This window comes from Streptomyces iranensis (assembly GCF_017874715.1).
Classification (GTDB): Bacteria; Actinomycetota; Actinomycetes; order Streptomycetales; family Streptomycetaceae; genus Streptomyces; species Streptomyces iranensis.
Genome location: NZ_JAGGLR010000047.1, coordinates 18,364 through 40,043, shown reverse-complemented (window position 1 = coordinate 40,043; position 21,680 = coordinate 18,364). Strand labels below are relative to the sequence as shown.

Annotated in this window: 6 protein-coding genes and 2 pseudogenes; 4 read left to right on the top strand and 4 right to left on the bottom strand. The window is 68.1% G+C overall.

Translation table 11 applies throughout. The annotated features are described in order from the left end of the window. Nucleotides 1-27: 27 nt before the first annotated feature. Nucleotides 28-1,032: an FkbO/Hyg5 family chorismatase gene (locus tag J2Z30_RS48245; protein WP_044578214.1), complete on the bottom strand. Its 1,005-nt coding sequence runs from the start codon at nucleotides 1,030-1,032 to the stop codon at nucleotides 28-30. Nucleotides 1,033-1,392: 360 nt separating this feature from the next. On the opposite strand from J2Z30_RS48245, the gene J2Z30_RS48240 reads away from it, so the two are divergent. The 4 genes from J2Z30_RS48240 to J2Z30_RS48225 all read left to right on the top strand — a co-directional run bounded on the left by J2Z30_RS48240 (nucleotide 1,393) and on the right by J2Z30_RS48225 (nucleotide 5,187). After that, nucleotides 1,393-2,424, top strand: coding sequence for an ornithine cyclodeaminase family protein (locus J2Z30_RS48240; RefSeq protein ID WP_044578217.1), 1,032 nt, complete (start codon nucleotides 1,393-1,395; stop codon nucleotides 2,422-2,424). Between the two features lie 233 nt (nucleotides 2,425-2,657). After that, nucleotides 2,658-3,596, top strand: coding sequence for a class I SAM-dependent methyltransferase (locus tag J2Z30_RS48235; protein WP_308280289.1), 939 nt, complete (start codon nucleotides 2,658-2,660; stop codon nucleotides 3,594-3,596). Between the two features lie 203 nt (nucleotides 3,597-3,799). Further along, entirely contained in the window at nucleotides 3,800-4,957 is a 1,158-nt protein-coding gene (locus tag J2Z30_RS48230; RefSeq protein ID WP_209469165.1) for a cytochrome P450, read from the top strand. 5 nt (nucleotides 4,958-4,962) lie between these two features. After that, a complete protein-coding gene (locus J2Z30_RS48225) occupies nucleotides 4,963-5,187 on the top strand; it encodes a ferredoxin (protein ID WP_044578226.1) in 225 nt (74 codons plus the stop codon). 101 nt (nucleotides 5,188-5,288) lie between these two features. On the opposite strand, the gene J2Z30_RS48220 is transcribed toward J2Z30_RS48225, so the two are convergent. From J2Z30_RS48220 to J2Z30_RS48215, 3 genes and pseudogenes are all read right to left on the bottom strand, one after another. Beyond that, the gene (locus tag J2Z30_RS48220) at nucleotides 5,289-5,825 is read right to left on the bottom strand and encodes a class I SAM-dependent methyltransferase (protein ID WP_052701686.1); all 537 of its coding nucleotides are present in this window, start codon (nucleotides 5,823-5,825) and stop codon (nucleotides 5,289-5,291) included. A gap of 163 nt (nucleotides 5,826-5,988) precedes the next feature. Next, nucleotides 5,989-7,434 (bottom strand): annotated as a pseudogene (locus J2Z30_RS52220) (acyltransferase domain-containing protein); the annotation flags it as partial. Between the two features lie 158 nt (nucleotides 7,435-7,592). Further along, a pseudogene (locus J2Z30_RS48215) lies at nucleotides 7,593-21,669 on the bottom strand (SDR family NAD(P)-dependent oxidoreductase); the annotation flags it as partial. Nucleotides 21,670-21,680 lie beyond the last annotated feature (11 nt).

The window sequence follows — 21,680 nt, the reverse complement described above, 5'->3', positions numbered from 1 at the left end:
TGGTCCTTCCGGGTCAACTCGGCGGGGTCACGCCACCACACCCTCGATCTCGACCAGCAGATCGGTGCGCGCGATGTCGGTGTGCAGTACGGCGACCGTGGCCTCGCGGGAGAGGCGCTCGGCGCAGATCCGACGTACGGTCGAAATATCCTCGCGGTGGCGTACGTAGACCTTCAAATGGTCGACGTCGGCGAGGGTGTAGCCCCGGCGGAGCCCGTGCCGTCCCAGGTTCTCGGCACCGATCACCCGGGCGATGTTCTCAAGCGACACCTCGCATTGCGCGGCGACGTCGCCGTGGTGCACCGTCTCGTGACCGAGGATGCCGGCGGTCGCGGAGACGAAGAGCCGGCCGTCGTCCGTCCCCGGCGGTGAGAGCCAGGTGGCTCGGGCGAAGACCGGCGGACGGGGGCCGTACTGCTGCGGGTAGCGATGAGCCGTGAGCACAGCCGGGTTCTCTATGTTGACCCGGTCACCGGCGCGTGCGGCGATGAAGTAGGACGTGATGCCGCCGCCGTGGGTGCCGATCCCGGTCGCCGCCGGCATGGTCGCCGGGTCGATCCCGCGGGCGTCCAGCGCCTCGGCGCGGCCCACGCAGAAGTCCCGGTAGACCTCGAGGCCATCGGCGTTCGGCGTGTTGATTCCGCTGACGTAGTTCCAGGTGCGGGCCAGAGTGGGGTACCCCAGTGTCCCGATCAGGTCGAAGATTCCGGTGTAGACGGCCGCGGTGCCGGCCGCGTACCGGCCGCCCTCGGGCACCCGGGCGACGCCGAAGAGGTAGTCGGCCGTCCGAGCCCACGCGACGCCCCCGTGGCTGCCCGACTCTTCTCGCCCCTCCGCGTGCCACGCCTCGGCGAACGACTCGTCCTCGCGAGTCGTTGTGTGTACGGCCGTCCGGGGATAGCCATCGGCCAGTGAAACTCCGGTGTGTCCAGTGCCATGTTCGATGACGCCGAGAAGTGTCTCGTCGCCGTCGAGGTCGGACGCCCCGAGCTTCTCGAAGCAGCTGTACGGTGCCGTGACCGGCGGAGTCAATTGCCTCACCCTTCCCCGCCGTTGCCTGGCGCGTACCAGGAAGAAAATACGGGCGCGCCAGATCCCGCAACCCCCTATGAACGGGCACCCGGAGCTGCGAAATCTCCAGGGGGGACGTTGGGGGGTGATCGTTGTCAGCTGACTGCTAGCGTCGCCGATGTCCGCTCGTGACCTGCCTTGCGTGCCGGCGGGCGGAGGCCGGCAGGGGAGGTGTGCCGAGGCTGCGGCGACCGTATCGCCCACACCGGTGGCGGCGCGACCGGGCCGTCGGCCGAGGCCGGTCGCAGCGACGTGGGCCGGCGCCGGTGAGGACGAGGTCCCTGAGACCCCGCCGGGCCACGCTCACGAAAGAGAGGTGACATGCAGACCAAGGTTCTGTGCCAGCGTGACATCAAGCGGATCCTCTCGGTGGTCGGCCGCGACGTCATAATGGATCGGCTGATCAGCGAACTTCACAGGGGCTTCGCGCGGTTGGGCCGCGGCGAGACCGACGAGCCGCCACCGCGTACCGGCTTTGCCCGCGGCGGCGACGTTCCGGGCGTCATCGAGTTCATGCCGTACCGCGCGTCGGGTATCGGTGTGACGATGAAGACGGTCAGCTACAGTCCGCAGAACTTCGAGCGCTTCAATCTGCCGACCATCGTCGGGACCGTGTCGCGGCTCGACGACGACAGCGGAAGCATGGTCGCGCTCGCCGACGCCGGCACCATCACCGCCATGCGGACCGGCGCGGTCGCGGCCGTCGCCACCCGGCTGCTCGCCCGGCCGGGCAGCACCACCCTCGCCCTGATCGGCGCGGGCGCCCAGGCGGTCACCCAGGCACACGCCCTCAGCCGCGTCCTCCCGCTGGAACGCATCCTGATCAGTGACATCAAAGCCGAGCACGCGGAGTCGTTCGCCGGCCGGGTCGCGTTTCTCAAGCTGCCCGTCGAGGTCACCGACGCGGCGGCCGCGATGGCAACCGCGGACGTCCTGTGCACCGTCACCTCGGTACCGGTCGGCGGTGGGCCGGTGGTGTCGGCCGGACCGCGCCTGGCACATCTGCACGTCAATGGCATCGGCGCGGACGAGCAGGGCAAGACCGAGCTGCCCAGGGCGTTGCTTGACGACGCGTTCATCTGCGTCGACCACCCCGGGCAGGCCCGCGCCGAGGGTGAGTTCCAGCAGCTGCCCGATCGGGAGCTCGGCCCGTCGCTGGCCGACCTGTGCGCAGCGCCCGAGATCGCCGCTCCGCACCTGGAGAGCGTGAGTGTCTTCGACTCGACCGGCAGCGCGTTCGCCGACCACATCGCCCTCGACGTACTGCTCGGCTTCGCCGACGAGCTCGGCCTCGGCCGCAAGATGGCGATCGAGTCGACGCCCGAGGATGTCCTCGACCCGTACTCGCTGTAGTGGCGGCCGACCATCTCGCGCGCGTTTATCCACAGTGGAATCATTTGCCGCGGGCGGCCGGTTCAATCCTTTAACGGCGCCGTTACGGTATACCACCTCGAGTTCGACGCGTGCCAGGTTCCGTAGGTTGAAGTACCCGAATCCGCCAACGGCCCGATGCGTGACGATACCTTTAGAGCAATGATCGAACCGATCCGGCGAATTCGGAGACCCGCATGATCCAACCCGACGTCGTGACCGCCTTCACCAGCGGTGTCGCGGACATCAATCTCGATGAATCCGGCACCCCGCAGGCGGAGACGAAGGCCGCCACCTTCAAGTCCGCCAGCTCCTCCATCTACGACTTCGCCGCCGGTATGTCCGCGAAGGGCCAGCTGTGGAACTGGGGCGTGTACGATTCCGAGTTCGTCGCCGAGATCGAGGCCAGGCTACCCGGTTTCACCGAGTACGGCACCGACGGATTCAGCGAGCAGCTCTACTACCTGGCCCTGCGCGACCTTCCGAAGGGCTTGGAGAGCTGCGACGGCCAGGCGGTCCTGGAGGTCGGCTGCGGGATGGGGGAGGGGCTCAACTTCCTTTCCCGCCTCGTCCCCACCGCCCGGATGACCGGGCTGGACCTGGCACCGAAGGCGATCGCCAGCGCCACCGCCACGCTGTCCCGCGGCGATACCCTGCGGTTCGTTCAGGGCGATGCCGAGGAACTGCCCTTCGAGGACTCCTCGGTGGATGTGCTCGTCAACATCGAGAGCTCGCACACCTACCCGAATCTGGGACGTTTCCTGCAGGAAGCCGCGCGCGTGCTGCGCCCGGGTGGTGCGCTGTCGCACATCGACGTGTTCACGCGGCAGCGCCTCCAGGCGATGCGGCGGATCACAGCGGAAATACCCGAGCTGCAGTGGGTCAGCGATCACGACATCTCCGATCGAGTCCGTGCCGCGGTGCGCCGGCGGATGGCCCCGGGCAGTCACCTCCGCAGCACCCTGAACAAGCAACGGATGAACCGGCTTGCGCGTACCCTCGCCCTGCACAGCCAGATCACGGTGTTCGGCGGTACGTTCGCGGACTACCAGCCGCCTGCTTCGGTCAAAATGCTCAGCCGACTCGGCATCGTGCCGCCGATGGACAGCCTGCCGATGGAAAGCTACCGGCACCAGATCGCCGTCCGCGCGTGAGCCCGAATCCCCTATTCTGAAGATCTCCGCCCGAGTGTTTCTCCTGACGCTCGGCGGCCTTGACGGTCGCGCCCGGCGATATGGCGGCGCCATCGGCCGGCGCGAACGTCCAGGAGGTTTTCAACGATCCGGAACGGAGACGAAGAATGTCGACGACCGATCAGGGTGAGACCCCCAAGGCCTGCCCTTATCCTTTCGCCGAAATGCAGCGACTCGAGATCCACCCCGAGTACAACCGGCTACGGGACGCCGGTGAGCTCGGCCGGGTCCTGATGCCGTACGGCGGGGAGACCTGGCTGGCCACCAGCTGGGAGGACGTCGCCAAGGTGTTCGTGGACCCGCGGTTCAGCCGCAGCGCGACGCTCGGCAAGGACGTGCCCCGGGTCCTCCCGGCGATCCAGGACCAGCCCGTCATCATGCTGATGGACCCTCCGGAACACACCCGCCTGCGCCGGTTGGCGACCAAGGCGCTGACCAGCCGCCGGATGGAGGCCCTGCGCCCGCGCACCCAGGAGGTCGCCGACGATCTGATCGACAAAATGCTGGCCAAGGGCGCCCCGGCCGAGCTGATGGAGGACTTCGCCCTGCCTCTGCCGATCATCATGATCTGTGAGCTGCTGGGCGTGCCGGTCGAGGACCAGACCAAGTTCCGGACCTGGTCGGACCAGATGCTCTCGAACGGCGCCTACCCACAGGAAGTCGTGATGGCGGCCGGCCAGTCGCTCTACCTCTACCTCTCCGAGCTGATCGCGGAACGCCGCAAGCAGGACACCAACGACCTGCTCGGATCACTGGTGCGGGCCCGTGACAAGGACGACCGGCTCAGCGAGACGGAACTGGTCGGCTTCGCCGTCACGCTGCTGATAGCGGGATACGAGACCACCGCCAACGCGATCGGCAACAGCGTCTACACCCTGCTGACCCACCCGGAGAAACTCGCCGAGCTGCAAAGGGACCTCTCGCTGATCCCGAAGGCGGTCGACGAGTTGCTCCGGATCATCCCGATCGCCAAGCAGGCGAGCTGGGTCCGGATGGCGGTGGAGGACGTCGAGCTCAGCGGCACGATCGTCAAGGCCGGTGAGGCGGTGGCGATCCAGACGCATGCGGCCAACACCGACCCCAAGATCTACGACCATCCGGACGAGATCGACTTCCACCGGACGAGCAACCCGCATATGTCCCTCGGGCACGGCGCGCACCACTGCATGGGCGCTCAGCTCGTCCGGGTGGAGATGCAGACCGCGCTCGGCTCGCTCATCTCCCGCATCCCGGCGCTGCGGTTCGCGGTGCCGGAGCCGCAGATCAAGTTCCTGCGCGGGCGGCTGGTGCCCAGCATCGAAGCGCTGCCTCTGACATGGTGAGTGGCATGGCGCGATGGGAGCTGTGGATCGACCGGACCGAGTGCATCGGCTCGGCCGTCTGCGCGGCCAGCGCGGGCGCGTACTTCGAGATGCACGGGCACCAGTCGCGCGCCCGCGCGAGCGAGATCGACGCGGACGAGCACGTGATCGCGGTCGCGCAGGCCTGCCCGTCGGGGGCGATCCACGTCCGGGTCAAGGAGACCGGCGAACTGCTCGAACCCCAGGACTGAGGAATCGAACCCCAGGACTGAGGAAGCCGTCCGTGCAGCTTGTCGACATACGTCCGAGGGGCGGTCTTACAGAGGCCGCCCCTCGGACGTATGACGACGGCTCACGCCTCCAGGGTGGCGACGATCGACTGTGTCCATCCGTTCGGCCCGGCCGACTCGTGATGGTCGATGGTGAAACCGTTCTCTTTCAGCCGGTCCACCAGGCCGGTTCCGAATACCTCGGGGGCGAACTTCGGCTCCATGACCTTCATGAAGAGATCCATCGTCCACCCGTACTTTGTCCGGCGGTCCAGATCGACGATGACGAAGCGGCCTCCGGGCTTGAGCACTCGCACGGACTCGCGGATCGCGCTGAGTCGGCCCGCGGTCGGGACCTCATGCAGACCGAAGGCCGACATCACGGTGTCGAACGAATCGTCCGGGTAAGGCAAGGCGGCGACGTCACCCTCGACCAGGGTGACGTTATCGACCCCCCGCGAAGCCAACTTGCGGCGGCCTACCGCGGTCAGTTCGGGTGACAGATCGATGGAGGTGGCCTGTACCTTCGAATGCCTTTCGGCCAGCATTCGCGACGCGAATCCGGTCCCGCCGCACAATTCCAGTACGTTCTCGATGCGGCCGCCCTCGAGGAGGCGCATCAGTACGTCGTAAGGGTGGCCCTGTAGGCGCGGGTTGACAGCTTCGAGGAGCGGTCCGGTAAATCTGAACTTTAGGCGGTTACCCAATTCCAACATCACCTTAAATTATTCTTGCCCAACCGATATGTCGAGTGTCGGTAGACACGCCACGTGTGACACCCTCTTATTCGTCCCCGGTCCTCCATTTTGCCGAGAGCTGTTCCAGTAGTTCGGAGATGGCCTTGTGTTCCGCCGCGGTCATGTCGACGGCTTCTTTGTCCAGTTCGTTGATCTCTTCCAGAAGGGCATAAACGCCGGCCGCGTCAATATCGGAATCGAGCAACGCATCCAAGTGCGAGGCCAATTCGGCCGACGTCGGGTGCTCGAACAGAAGAGTGGACGGCAGGTCGAGTCCGGTGGCCTTCGACAGCCGGTTGCGTAGCCGAACGGCGCTGAGCGAGTCGAATCCCAAATCGAGGAAGGACGAGTCGTCGAGTATGACGCTGGGGTCGGTCATGCCCAGGACGCTCGCCACCTCCATATGAACGAGCTCCAGCATGGTGCGAGGCTCATCAGCATAGGAGGGCTCGTCATACTCACCGTCCTCCTCCGCGACCACGGGCGTCACAGCTGTGACATCCGGGGCGGCCGGGGCCAGCCAGTAGGACTCGTGCTGGAACGGATAGACCGGCAGATCCACCGCCCGGCCGCCGGACAGGACCTTCGTCCAGTCGATCGCTGTCCCGCCCGCATGCAGCTCCGCGATGGCCGTCATCAGACAAACGTCCTCTGGGGATCGCGGGCGTAGCACGGCGTGGAACGAGGCGTCGCCGCCCAGACACTCCATTCCGGCCGACGCCAGCGCCCCCGAAGGCCCTATCTCGACGAACGTGCCCACACCGTGTTCGGCCAGTTCGCGGACGGCGTCCTGGAAGCGGACGGGTTGCCGGACCTGGCGCAACCAATACTCCGGCGTGCCCATCTCATCCGGATCGATCAGATGCCCGGTCACCGTCGATACCACCGGCAGCGCCGGGGCACGGAACTTAAGGGATTCCAGTGCCGTACGGAACTCATCGAGCACCGCCTCCACATGGCGGGAGTGGAAGGCATGGCGGACCTTCAGCCTCCTGGCCTCCCGCCCGGACGCCGCCCAGGCGGCTTCGAAGGCTGCCACCGTGTCCGGCTCACCCGACACGACGACGGCCTCGGGGCTGTTGACCGCCGCCAGATCCAGCGCCGCACCGGTCTGCTCGAGGAACTCCCTCACCTCTTCCTCGCCTGCCCGCAGTGCGACCATGGCTCCCGGCGGTGTCGCCCGCAGCGCTCGCCCCCGGGCGACGATCAGAGTGGTGACGTCTTCGAGCGAGAGCATCCCGCTGGCGTACGCGGCGGTTGCCTCACCGATGGAGTGCCCGGCGACGAAGTCGGGGCGCACGCCCCAGTCCTCCAGCAGCCCGAACAGCGCGACCTCCATCGCGAAAATGCCCGCTTGCGCGTAGAGGGTGTCATCCACGAGCTCGGCCGTCGTCGAACCGCCGGCACCGAAGTAGACGTCCGTCAGCGAGTGGTCGAGGTGCTTGTCGAACCCGGCGCTCACCGTGTCCCAGGCGCGCGCGAAGGCGGGGGAGCTGTCGTACAGCTCCTTGCCCATTCCCAGCCGTTGAGTGCCTTGCCCGTCGAACAGGAAGGCTACGCGCCGGGACTTGGCGGTCGCGGTCGTGAGTCCGGGCCAAGAGGCGCCGTCCGCCAGCTTTGACAGCGCGCGCAGGAAGTCCTCCCGGCCGGATCCCACTGCGACTGCCCGGTAGGCGAAGTCCGATCGTGTGGTCGCCAGGGAGTATCCGATGTCCAGCGAGTTCCACTCCGAGTCGTCGGCGAGGGAGGTGTACAGTCGCCCGGCTTGCTCTCGCAGCGCTTTCGGGCTCTGCGCGGACAAGACCCACGGCAGCGGCCTGGGCACGTTCGTCGTGACTGGCGTAACTGACGTGACCGGCGTGACTGACGTGACCGGCGTGACTGACGGGGCAGGCGCCTGATACTGCTCCAGCACAACGTGCGCGTTGGTGCCGCTGAGCCCGAACGACGACACGCCGGCCCTGCGCAGCTTGGTGTCGTCCGGCCATGGCTGGTGCTCCGTCAGCAGCGCGACGCTTCCCGATGTCCAGTCCACATGAGGCGACGGGGCGTCCACGTGGAGCGTACGGGGGAGCGAACCGTGCCGCATCGCCTCCACCATCTTGATCACGCTGAGCACGCCCGACGCCGCCATGGTGTGGCCGATGTTCGACTTCAGCGAGCCGAGCCAGGCGGGCGTCGACCGTTCTTGCCCGTACGTCGCCAGAATGGCCTCTGCCTCGATCGGGTCGCCGAGTTTCGTGCCGGTGCCGTGCGCCTCCACCACATCCACGTCTGACGCGGTGAGACCGGCGCCGGCCAGTGCCTGCCGGATCACCCGCTGCTGGGAGGTGCCGTTCGGTGCGGTCAGCCCGTTCGACGCACCGTCGGAGTTCACCGCGCTGCCCCGGACGACGGCGAGAACCCGGTGCCCCAGCCGACGGGCATCGGAAAGTCGTTCCACCACCAGGACACCCACGCCCTCAGACCAGATCGTGCCGTCCGCCGATGCGGCGAACGACTTGCACCGGCCATCGGACGACAGGCCGCGCTGGCGGGAGAATTCCACGAACATCGCGGGCGAGGACATCACCGAGACCCCGCTCACCAGCGCCAGTGAGCACTCGCGCTGCCTCAACGCCTGGCTCGCGAGGTGCAGCGCCACCAGGGAGGAGGAGCAAGCGGTGTCCACGGTGACCCCCGGCCCCTCCAACCCGAGCGCGTATGACACCCGCCCTGACAGCAGACTGACCGAGCTACCGGTGATCCCGTTGTCGTGCTGCTGGTCGACGCCCACTCCGTAACCCTGTGCCGCGCCACCCACGTACACGCCCACATCGCGGCCGCGGAGGGACTTCGGATCGATCTGTGCGCGCTCGATCGCCTCCCAGGTGGTTTCCAGCAACAGCCGCTGCTGCGGATCCATGCCCAGCGCCTCACGCGGGCTTATACCGAAGAAGGGAGCGTCGAAGTCGGCCGCGGTGTCCAGGAAGCCGCCCTGCACGCAGTACGACTTACCAGGGGCGTCCGGGTCCGGATCGAACAGGCCCTCGACGTCCCAGCCACGGTCGGTGGGGAAACCGGAGATCGCGTCAGTACCGGACTCCACAAGGCGCCACAAACCCTCCGGCGAACTGACCCCGCCCGGCAGTCGGCACGCCATCGCCACGATGGCGATCGGCTCATTAGCCGACGGCTCACCCGCGACCGGTTCGGCCGGGCCGGTGTCCGCGCTCGGCGCCGGCGGATCGAGGCGTTGCTGTACGGGCGGGATATCGAGCTTGTCCAGCAGATGCGCGCCCAGAGCGTTCGCCGTCGGGTAGTCGAACACCATCGTGGCGGGAAGCTGCAACCCGGTTTCCGCCACGAGGCGATTACGGAGTTCGATCGCCGTCAGTGAATCCATACCCAGATCCTTGAACGACGTGTCCGTCGCGATCGCATCCGGCGAACTGTGGCCGAGTACGGAGGCGGCCTCTCCCAGCACGAGTTCGAGCATGATGCGGTGCTGCTCGACGCTCGTACGGCCGGTGAGACGGGCGCTCAGGGGCTGCGAGCCGACGTCGTCGCGTGCCACGGTCCTGGTCTGCGGACGCTTCACCGTCTGAAGTCCACGCAGCAGCGCGGGGACCTCGACGTCCCGTATCGGAGACATCGCCGCGGCGAACAGGACCGGCTCGCCGTGGCGTGACGCGCTGTCGAACAGCCGCATTCCATGCTCGGCGGTGATGGTTCGCATGCCGCTGCGCCGGATCCGATCGTGGTCCGTGTCGGTCAGTCCGGAGGTGAGGCCACTGGTGTCGTCCCACAGGCCCCAGGCGAGTGCGAGTGCGGGCAGGCCCTCGGCTCGGCGTTGTCCGGCCAGGGCGTCGAGGAAGGCGTTGGCCGCCGCGTAGTTGCCCTGCCCTGCGCCACCGATGACACCGGCGGCGGAGGAGTACATGACGAACGCTGCCAGGTCGGCGTCCCGGGTGAGTTCGTGCAGGTGCCAGGCGCCGTCGGCCTTGGGCCGCAGTACCGTGTCCAGCCGTTGCGCGGTCAGGGATTCCACCACCCCGTCGTCGAGTGCGCCGGCGGTGTGGATCACCGTGGTGAGGGGGTGTTCGGGGGATACGTCCGCCAGTGCCCGCGCCAGCGCGGGGCGGTCCGATACGTCGCACGCTGCTGTGTCGACGTGGGCGCCCAGCTCGGCGAGTTCGTTGAGCAATCCCTCGTCGGGGGTGGTGCGGGAGAGCAGCAGCAGATGGCGTGCGCCGTGTTCGGCTGCCAGGTGGCGGGCGAGGATGCCTGCCAGGACGCCGGAACCGCCGGTGATCAGGATGGTGCCGTTGGGGTCGGGCTTGCGGGGGATGGTGAGGACGATCTTGCCGATGTGGCGGGCGCGGCTCATCCAGCTGAACGCATCGCGGGCCTGACGGATGTCCCAAGTTTGTACGGGCAGTGGCTGTAGGGCGCCTTGTGCGAACAGGCTGAGGATTTCGGTGATGATTTCCCGCAGGCGGTCCGGGCCGGCGTCCATCAGGTCGAATGCCTGGTAGCTGGTGCCCGGCCGGTCGGCGGTGACCTGGTGTGGGTCGCGGATGTCGGTCTTGCCCATCTCGACGAACCGGCCGCCGCGGGGGAGCAGGTCGAGGGAGGCGTCGACGAAGTCGCCGCTGAGGGAGTTCAGGACGACATCGACGCCCTGGCCGTGTGTGTTGTTGAGGAAGGTTTCCTGGAAACTCAGCGTGCGGGAGTCGGCGATGCGGGTGTGTTCCAGACCGGCTTCGCGCAGGATGTGTTGTTTCCCGGTGCTGGCGGTCGCGTAGATCTGCGCGCCGAGGTGGCGGGCGATCTGGGTCGCTGCCATGCCCACTCCACCGGCTGCGGCGTGGATCAGCACGGACTCACCCGCACTCAGCCCGGCCAGATCCACCAACCCGTAATACGCGGTGGCGAACACAACCGGCACGGATGCCGCTGTAGTGAAGGACCAACCATCAGGAATCACACCCAGCATCCGACGATCAGCGATCGCGACCGGCCCGAATGAGCCTGCCACCACGCCGAAGACGCGGTCTCCCGGGGCCAGATCCTCTACATCGGGGCCGACCTCGAGTACGACGCCGGCCGCTTCGCCGCCCGTCGGCCGGTTGTCATTGACCATTCCGAGGGCCACGACGACGTCGCGGAAGTTCAGTCCTGCGGCGCGTACGTCTATGCGTACTTCGCCGGGTTGCAGGGGCTGTTCGGCGGTGTCGGTGGGTACGAGAGCGAGGTCTTGCAGGGTTCCGCTGCGGGGTTGTTCCAGCAGCCATGCACGGCTGTCGGGGATCGTCAGCGGGCTGTCTTCGGGGGTGTTGGTCCGGGCCAGTCGTGCTGCCTCGTACCGGCCGTCGTTGATCCGCAGCCGTGGCTCGTCCAAGCCGACGGTGGCGGCCAGTTGGTGGAGGGTGAGGGTGTCGTCGTCGCTTTCGACCAGGATGAACCGGCCGGGGTGTTCGGACTGGGCCGACCGTATCAACCCCGAGACGGCGGCGGAGGCCAGCCCGGTACCGGTCCGCACGACCAGGGTGCTGTCGGTGAAGCGTTCCCCGGTCAGCCAGGTCTGGACTGCCTGGAGGGCTTGGGCGGTCAGTGTGCGGGTCTGCGCCAGCGGGTCCGGCGGGTCCAGCGGGTTCAGCGGGTCCGGCGGGTTCTCGTTGCTGTCGGGGAGTGCGGTGAAGACCACCACCTCGGGTACCGGCATGTTGCCGTCCGCCAGGTCTTCGAACCTGCCCATGGCCAGGCTGGTCTCTTGGGGGGCCGGGATTTCCGTCCACGTCAGGGTGAGCAGGTCGTCCGTGGCGGAGCCGAGTGTGTCGGCGGTTACCGGCCGGGTGATGAGGGAGCCGATGGCGGCTACGGGCCGGCCGGTGTCGTCGGCGACCCGCACACTCCAGCCGTCTGCTTCCTGTATCACCACGACACGCAGCGTGGTCGGGCCAGTGGCGTGGATTTGGATGTCGTTCCAGGAGAACGGCAGCCCAACACCCTGCTCGGCGTCGGGTGTGTTCAGGGTGCAGGTGTGCAGGGCCGCATCGAGTAGGGCCGGGTGCACGGCATATCGTGCCGCCTCCTGCGCCTGTTCCTCGGCCAGAGCAACCTCGGCGAAGACAGTGTCCCCATCACGCCACGCGGCTTGCAGGCCTTGGAAGGCGGGACCGTACTCGTAGCCTTCTGCCATCAGCTGGTCGTAGAAGTCGGCCACGTTCACCGGCTGGGCCTGGGCTGGTGGCCAGGTGTCAGTCTCCGGCGGCGAGAGGGGTGTGTCAGAGGTGCTGATCGTGGCGGAAACGTGCCGGGTCCATGTGTCGGTGTGGTTCGCCTGGGAGAAGACGGTCACCGCGCGGTGTCCGGACTCGTCGGCCTCGGCGACCGATACGGACAGTTGCACACCGCCGGTCTGCGGGAGCAGGAGCGGGGTTTCGATCACCAGCTCGTCGACGACGTCGCACTCGACCTCGCCGGCGGCGCGGACGACCAGCTCAACAAATGCGGTACCGGGGAGCAGGACATTGCCCCGGACCGCGTGGTCAGCCAGCCATGTATGGGTGGCCAGTGATACCCGCCCGGTGAGCACCACACCGTCGGAGCCGGGCAGCGCCACCACCGTGCCCAGCAGTGGATGGCCCTCGGCAGACGCCCGGTCCACGCTCTTGAGCCAGTACCGCTGGTGCTGGAAGGCGTAGGTTGGAAGGTCCAGTACCCGGGCTGTGGTGGTGCCGAGGATCGCGGGCCAGTCGATGGTGACGCCGTGGGTATAGGCCTGTGCCAGGGCGGTGAGCATCCGGGCGGCGTCCCCGTCGTCACGGCGCAGTGTGGCAACCGTGACCGCATCGTCGTCCATGGCCTGTATCAACACCGGGCTGGCGCTGACCTCGACGAACACGGTGTTGCCCTGGGCCTGCAACTGGCTGATGGCGGGGTCGAACCCGACCGGTTCACGCAGGTTCCGGTACCAGTACTCCGCATCCAAGGGGCCTTCGACCCAGGTGCCGTCCACGGTCGACAGCCACGGCACCACCGGAGCCTGCGAACCGACACCGGCAGTGATGTGGAGCAGTTCGTCGCGGATCAGCTCGACGTGTGGAGTGTGCGAGGCGTAGTCGACGGTGATCCGCCGGACCCGCGCCCCTTGTGCCTCATGAACGGTGAGGACGCGGTCGACTGCTTCCGGGGTGCCCGCGATCACGGTGGAGGCGGGGCCGTTGTGGGCGGCGATCCAGGCCCCGTCGACCAGCTCGATCTCCTGTGCGGGCAAGGCGAGGGATGCCATCGCGCCCCGGCCTGCCAGCCCCCGGGCGATCGCCTGGCTGCGCAGTGTCACGATCCGGGCGGCGTCACGCAGCGACACCGCACCCGCCACACAGGCTGCGGCGATCTCGCCCTGGGAGTGGCCGATCACCGCGTCCGGCCGCACTCCGGCGGCCTGCCACACCGCAGCCAGGGAAACCATCACCGCCCAGGAAGCGGGCTGGACCACGTCGACCCGGTCCACGACTGCCGGATCATCGAGGACGGTGAACAGGTCCCAGTCCACGAACTCGCTCAACGCCGCCGCGCACTCGGCCATCCGCTCGGCGAAGACCACCGAGGAATCCCGCAGCGCACTGCCCATCCCCAGCCACTGCGCCCCCTGACCCGGGAAGACGAACACCACCCGGGGATCAGACATAGCGGTGCCGATGGTGGTGTCGTCTCCAAGGAGTACGGCACGGTGCTCGAACACCGACCGCGTCACCGCCAATGTCGATGCCACGGCAGGGATATCCACCCCGGGCGACGCCGCCAGGTAGGCGCGCAGCCGGTCTTCGTGTTCGGTCAGGGCGGAGTGGGTCTTGGCCGATATCACCAGCGGCAGCACATCCGAGGCCACCACCGGCGGCACAGCAGGCTGCGCCTCCTCCGTGGGCTGGGCGGCGGGTGCGCTCTCCAGGATGACGTGAGCGTTCGTACCGCTGACGCCGAAGGACGACACGCCTGCCCGATGGGGCCGGTCGGTGCCGGGCCAGGGCTGGTTTTCCGTCAGCAGCTGCACCGCGCCCGCCGACCAGTCCACATGCGTCGACGGCTCATCCACGTGCAGGGTGCGGGGAACCGTGTTGTGCTGCAGGGCCATCACCATCTTGATGACGCCCGACACACCCGAGGCAGCTTGTGTATGGCCGATGTTCGACTTCAGTGAGCCCAGCAGCAGCGGCTGCTCACGGTCCTGGCCGTAAGTGGCGATCAGTGCCTGGGCCTCGATGGGGTCGCCCAGCGTTGTGCCCGTGCCGTGCGCCTCGACCACATCCACATCGTGCGCCGCCAGGCCCGCGTTGCTGAGAGCCGCTTGGATCACCCGCTGCTGGGAGGGGCCGTTCGGCGCGGTCAGTCCGTTGGACGCACCGTCCTGGTTCACCGCCGAGCTACGGACCACCGCCAGTACCTGGTGGCCGTTGGCCTGGGCGTCGGAGAGCCGCTCTACCAGCAGCACGCCGACGCCTTCAGCCCATCCTGTGCCGTCCGCGGTGTCGGCGAAGGCTTTGCAGCGGCCGTCGGAGGCCAGGCCGCGCTGGCGGGAGAACTCCACGAAGCTTTGCGGCGTGGCCATCACGGTGACGCCGCCGACCAGGGCCAGCGAGCACTCACCCTGCCGCAGGGCATACCCGGCCTGATGCAACGCCACCAGCGATGACGAACAGGCCGTGTCGACGGTGATGGCGGGGCCTTCGAGGCCGAAGAAGTACGACACCCGGCCGGAGAGGACACTGGTCGCGCTGGCGGTGGCTGCGAAGCCGCCGAGGTCAGCACCGGCACCGTAGCCACCGGCGTAGGCGCCCATGAAGACACCGGTGTCGCTGCCGCGTACGGAACCGGGCTCGATCCCGGCCCGCTCGAACGCCTCCCAGGACACCTCCATGATCAGCCGCTGCTGCGGGTCCATCGCCAGTGCTTCGCGTGGGCTGATACCGAAGAATCCGGCGTCGAAGCCGGCTGCGCTGTCGAGGAAGCCGCCCTCTACGCAGTACGACTTCCCCGGCGCATCCGGGTCCGGATCGAACAGGCTTTCCGCGTCCCAGCCACGGTCAGTGGGGAAACCGGAAATCGCATCCGTACCCGACTCCACCAAGCGCCACAGATCCTCCGGCGACGACACCCCACCCGGCAGACGGCACGCCATGCCCACAATCGCCAACGGCTCGTCCTGCCCCACCGCCGACACCGGCCCGCGTACCGGTACGGGGTTCTCGCCGGTGAACAGCTCGCGCAGCCGGGCGGCCAGGATGGACGGGGTCGGATAGTCGAACACCAACGTGTTGGGCAGCCGTAGCCCGGTGGCTTTCGCCAGGCTGTTGCGTAGCTCCACCGCGGTCAGCGAATCGATGCCCAGATCCCTGAACACGGCGGCTGCGGGGACGGTACTGGCGTCAGCGTGCCCCAGGACCAGAGCGGCGCTGTCACGCACCATCTTCAGTAGTGCTTCTTCCTGCTCGGCCGGTGCCAGGGCCGCCAGCCACTGCGCTGACGAGTCGCCGGTAGAGGCGGCCCGCCGGGCGACCGAGCGATGCAACGAGCGGAGTAGCGCGGGGACTTCGGCGTCCCGGACCGGGTCCATCGGCGCGGCGACCAGAATCGGGTTGCTGTGGCGTGACGCGGTGTCGAACAGCCGCATTCCGTGCTCGGCGGTGATGGTTCGCAGGCCGCTGCGTCGGATTCGGTCGTGGTCGGTGCCGGTCAGTTTGGCGGTCAGGCCGCTGGTGTCTTCCCAGAGGCCCCAGGCGAGTGCGAGTGCGGGCAGGTCCTCGGCGCGGCGTTGTTCGGCGAGTGCGTCGAGGAAGGCGTTTGCCGCCGCGTAGTTGCCTTGCCCCGCACCGCCCATGACACCGGCGGCCGAGGAGTACATGATGAATGCGGCCAGGTCGGTGTTGCGGGTGAGTTCGTGCAGGTGCCAGGCGCCGTCGGCTTTGGGCCGCAGGACCGTGTCGAGCCGCTGCTGGGTAAGGGACTCCACGACACCGTCATCGAGCACGCCCGCGGTGTGAATCACGGCTGTCAGGGGGTGCTCCGGTGACACACCCGCCAGCACTTGGGCCAGCCCGGCACGGTCGGACACGTCACAGGCCGCTGTGTCGACCTGGGCGCCCAGTTCGCCGAGCTCGCTGATCAGGGCCTCGTCCGGGGTGCTGCGGGACAGCAGCAGGAGATGACGCACGCCGCGTTCGGTCACCAGGTGCCGGGCGAGAATCCCCGCCAGGACACCCGAGCCACCCGTGACCAGGACTGTGCCATCGGGATCCCACGTCTCATCAGTTGGGGGTTCAGGGGTGATTCGGGTCAGGCGTGGTACTTCGTAGCGGTTGTCGCTGATCCGCAGCCGTGGCTCGTCGAGTCCGACGGTGGCGGCCAGCTGGTCCGGGGTGAGGGTGTCGTCGTCGCTTTCCACCAGGATGAACCGGCCGGGGTGTTCGGACTGGGCCGACCGCATCAACCCCGACACGGCGGCGGCGGCCAAACCGGTCCCGGTCCGCACGACCAGGGTGCTGTCGGTGAAGCGTTCCTCGCCAAGCCACTCCTGGATTGTGTGGAGGACCTGGGCGGTCAGCTTTCGTGTTTGTTCCAGCGGGTCGTCGTTGCCGGGGAGTGCGGTGGAGACCACTACCTCGGGCACCGGTACGTCGCCGTCGGCCAGGTCTTCGAACCGGCTGACCGTCTGGCCGGTCTGCTGAGGGGCCGGGATTTCTGTCCAGGTCAGGGTGAGCAGGTCGTCGGCGTTGGTGGCAGGTTCGTAGACGGGGACGGTGCGCAGGGTGAGGGAGCGGGTGGACAGGACGGGGAGGCCTGTGCTGTCGGCGGCGTCCACGGACAGGGTGCCGTCATCGTGTGAGGTGAGGCGGACGCGCAGCTCGGTGGGGTTGCGGGCGTGCAGGGTCAGGCCCTGCCACACCGCGGGGGTTTCCTCACCGGCGGTGGTGAGGGCTGCGGTCAGGAGGGCAGGGTGCAGGGCGTATGTGGTGGCGTCGTGGGTGTCGTCCAGTGCGGCCTCGGCGAACACTTCGCTGCCGCGGCGCCACATCCCGCGCAGTGACGGTACTCGGGTCTCGACCGGCACCGCACCGACCGGCGGCCACACCCCACCGGCCTGCCAGCCGGACACCGTTCCGGTGGTGGTGGCGAGGGTTGCGGTGGCCAGGCGTGTCCAGGGCTCGCCGTCGCTGTACCGGGCATGGATACTGAGCCGGCGGCGGCCGGTCTCGTCGGGGTCGCTCACCCAGGTCTGTACCTCGACGGTGCCATCGTCGGGAAGCAGCGGCAGCGCTTCCACGGTGAGTTCCTCGACGTGGCCGCAGCCGGTCTCATCCGCCGCGGCCAGCGCCATCTCGGCGAACACCGCCGCGGGCAGAACCGTCTGGTCCCGCAGCCACAGATCACCGCTTTGGGAAACCCGGGCAGTGAACAGCACCCCACTGGTCTCGGCCAGACGCACCGCCGAGCCCAGCAGCGGATGACCACCCGCAACCGCCCGGTCCACACCCTCAAGCCAGTAGTGCTGGTGCTGGAACGCGTACGTCGGAAGATCCAGCACCCTCGCCGGGACATCGCCCAGCACCGCGGGCCAGTCGATGGTGACGCCGTTGACGTACAGGTGGGCCAGGGCGCTGATCGCGGCCTGTGCCTCGTGGTCACCGTGCAGCATCGCGACGCCGTCGACCAGGCGGGCCAGCGACCGGTCGGGTCCCACCTCGACGAACACCGCGTCACCGCATGAGGCGACCTGGTCCCCGAACCGGACCGGCTCACGAACCTGCCGCACCCAATAGTCGGGGGTGGTGACCTGCTCGCCCGCAGCCATGGTGAGACGGGGTGTGTGGTAGGTCAGGCGTTCGGCGACCGCCCGGAACTCCTCCAGCATGGGCTCCATGCGGGCGGAGTGGAACGCGTGGCTGGTCGCCAACCGCGTCCACTTCCCCAGCCCCGCCGCGGCCTGCAGCACCGCGGCCTCATCACCGGAGAGAACCACCGACGACGGCCCGTTGACCGCCGCGATCTCCACGCCCTCGCACAGGACCGCTTCTGCTTGTCCCTCGGAAACCGGAACAGCGACCATCACCCCACCCGCAGGCAGAGCCTGCATGAGGCGGGCCCGCGCCGACACCAACGTGCAGGCATCCTCCAGCGACCACAACCCGGCCACATACGCAGCCGCAACCTCACCCACCGAATGACCGATCACCGCGTCCGGTCGCACACCCCACGATTCCAGCAGCCCGAACAGGGCCACCTGCAAAGCGAACAGGGCGGGCTGGGCGTAACCGGTCTCGTTCACCTCCAGATCGGGCACATCCAGCAGGTCCCACACCTGCTGATGGATCCGCGCGAAGACCGGAAACGCTGCCGCCAGTTCCTCACCCATACCAGCACGCTGCGACCCCTGCCCCGGGAAGACAAACACCACCCGAGAATCCAACCCGGCGGTCCCGGTGACGGTGTCATCTCCAAGGAGTACGGCACGGTGCTCGAACACCGACCGCGTCACCGCCAGCGTCGATGCGACAGCCCGCACATCCACCCCGGGCGACGCCGCCAGATACGCACGCAACCGGTCCTCATACTCGACCAGAGCCGACTGCGTCCTGGCCGACACCACCAACGGCACCCACCCCGGTACCGGCCCGACCACCGTGGTGTCCGCAAGCTGTATCGGGGGTGCACTTTCCAGGATGACGTGAGCGTTGGTGCCACTGATCCCGAACGACGACACACCTGCCCGACGCGACCGACCGGTCTCCGGCCACGGCTGGTTCTCCGTCACCAACTCGACCGCACCCGCCGACCAGTCCACATGACGTGACGGCTCATCGACATGCAGCGTGGGCGGAACGAAACCGTGCTGCAGCGCCATCACCATCTTGATGACACCCGACACACCCGCAGCAGCCTGCGTATGACCCAGATTCGACTTCACCGAACCCAGCAGCAGAGGCTGCTCACGATCCTGACCATAGGTCGCCAGCAGCGCCTGTGCCTCGATCGGGTCACCCAGCGTCGTACCCGTGCCATGCGCCTCGACCACATCCACCTCAGCCGTGGTCAAACCCGCATTGGCCAGCGCCTGCCGGATCACCCGCTGTTGTGAGGGCCCATTCGGCGCGGTCAGCCCGTTGGACGCACCATCCTGGTTGACCGCCGATCCGCGCACCACCGCAAGCACCTGGTGGCCGTTGGCCTGGGCGTCGGAGAGCCGCTCTACCAGCAGGACGCCGACGCCTTCAGCCCATCCCGTGCCGTCCGCGGCGTCGGCGAACGCCTTGCACCGGCCGTCGGCTGACAGGCCGCCCTGGCGGGAGAACTCCACGAAAGTCTGCGGTGTGGCCATGACGGTGACGCCGCCGACCAGAGCCAGCGAGCACTCACCCTGCCGGAGGGCATACCCGGCCTGGTGCAGGGCGACCAGCGACGACGAACATGCTGTGTCGACTGTGAACGCGGGCCCCTCAAGACCGAAGAAGTACGACACCCGGCCAGACAGGACACTGACCGAACTGGCGGTGGCGCCGAAGCCGCCGAGGTCGGCACCGATGCCGTAGCCACCGGGGTACGCGCCCATGAAAACGCCGGTGTCGCTGCCGCGGAGGGAATTGGGCTCGATTCCGGCCCGTTCGAACGCCTCCCAGGACACCTCCAGGACCAGCCGCTGCTGCGGATCCATCGCCAACGCCTCACGCGGACTGATCCCGAAGAACGAGGCGTCGAAACTGGCCGCAGCATCCAGGAAGCCGCCCTCAGCACGGTGAGAGTTTCCGGTCGTGTCGAACAAGTTCTCCACGTCCCAGCCACGGTCGGTGGGGAAACCGGAGATCGCATCCGTACCCGACTCCAGAAGACGCCAGAGATCCTCCGGGGAGGAGACTCCACCGGGCAGGCGGCAGGCCATACCCACGATCGCCAATGGCTCGTCCTGCCCTACAGCCGAGGCGGTGCGTACCAATACAGGGTTCTCGCCGGTGAACAGCTCGTCCAACCGGGCAGCCAGGGCGGCCGGGGTGGGGTAGTCGAACACCAATGTGGCGGGCAGCCGCAGCCCGGTGGCCTTCGCCAGACCGTTCCGCAACTCCACCGCGGTCAGCGAATCGATGCCCAGATCCTTGAATGCCGCCGTCACCGGAATCGTGCTGGCGTCGGCATGTCCCAGAACCGTCGCGGCGCCATCAGACACCAGCTTCAGCAGTGCCTTCTCCCGCTCGGCCGGTGCCAGGGCGGCCAGCCACTGCACTCCACCAGCGGAAGCAGCCCGCCGAGCCATCGGGCGATGCAGCGACCTTAGCAACGCCGGGACTTCGGCCTCCCGGACCGGGTCCATCGCCACAGCGACCAGTACCGTTTCCCCACGATGCGACGCGGTGTCGAACAGGCGCATCCCGTGCTCGGCGGTGATGGTTCGCAGGCCGCTGCGTCGGATTCGGTCGTGGTCGGTGCCGGTCAGTTTGGCGGTCAGGCCGCTGGTGTCTTCCCAGAGGCCCCAGGCGAGTGCGAGTGCGGGCAGGCCCTCGGCGCGGCGTTGTTCGGCGAGCGCGTCGAGGAAGGCGTTTGCCGCCGCGTAGTTTCCTTGCCCCGCACCGCCCATGACACCGGCAGCCGAGGAATACATGACGAACGCGGCCAGGTCGGCATCACGGGTGAGTTCGTGCAGGTGCCAGGCACCATCGGCCTTGGGCCGCAACACCGTGTCGAGCCGCTGCGGGGAAAGGGACTCCACGACACCGTCATCGAGCACGCCCGCGGTGTGAATCACGGCTGTCAGGGGGTGCTCCGGTGACACACCCGCCAGCACCTGGGCCAGCCCGGCACGATCGGACACGTCACAGGCCGCTGTGTCGACCTGGGCGCCCAGTTCACCGAGTTCGCTGATCAGGGCTTCGTCCGGGGTGCTGCGGGACAGCAGCAGGAGGTGACGCACGCCGCGTTCGGCCGCCAGGTGTCGGGCGACGATCCCCGCCAGCACACCCGAGCCACCCGTGACCAGGACTGTGCCATCGGGATCCCACGTCTCATCAGTTGGGGGTCCAGGGGTGATTCGGGTCAGGCGTGGTACTTCGTACCGGCCGTCGCTGATCCGCAGCCGTGGCTCGTCGAGTCCGACGGTGGCGGCCAGCTGGTCCGGGGTGAGGCTGTCGTCGTCGCTTTCCACCAGGATGAACCGGCCGGGGTGTTCGGACTGGGCCGACCGCATCAACCCCGAGACCGCTGCCGCGGCCAAACCGGTCCCGGTCCGCACGACCAGCGTGCTGTCGCTGAAGCGCTCCCCGGCCAGCCACTCCTGGACTGTTTGCAGGACCTGGGCGGTCAACATGCGGGTCTGTGCCAGCGGGTCCGGCGAGTTCTCGCTGCTGTCGGGGAGTGCGGTGAAGACCACCACCTCGGGTACCGGCACATCACCGCCCGACGCCAGGTCTTCGAACCGGCTGACCGTCTGGCCGGTCTGCTGAGGGGCCGGGATTTCTGTCCAGGTCAGGGTGAGCAGGTCGTCGGCGTTGGTGGCCGGTTCGTAGACGGGAACAGCGCCCAGTGTGAGGGAGCGGGCGGTCAGGACGGGGAGGCCTGTGCTGTCGGCGGCGTCCACGGACAGGGTGCCGTCATCGTGTGAGGTGAGGCGGACGCGCAGCTCGGCGGGGTTGCGGGCGTGCAGGGTCAGGCCCTGCCACACCGCGGGGGCCTCCTCACCTACGGCGGTGAGGGCGGCAGTCATCAGGCCGGGAT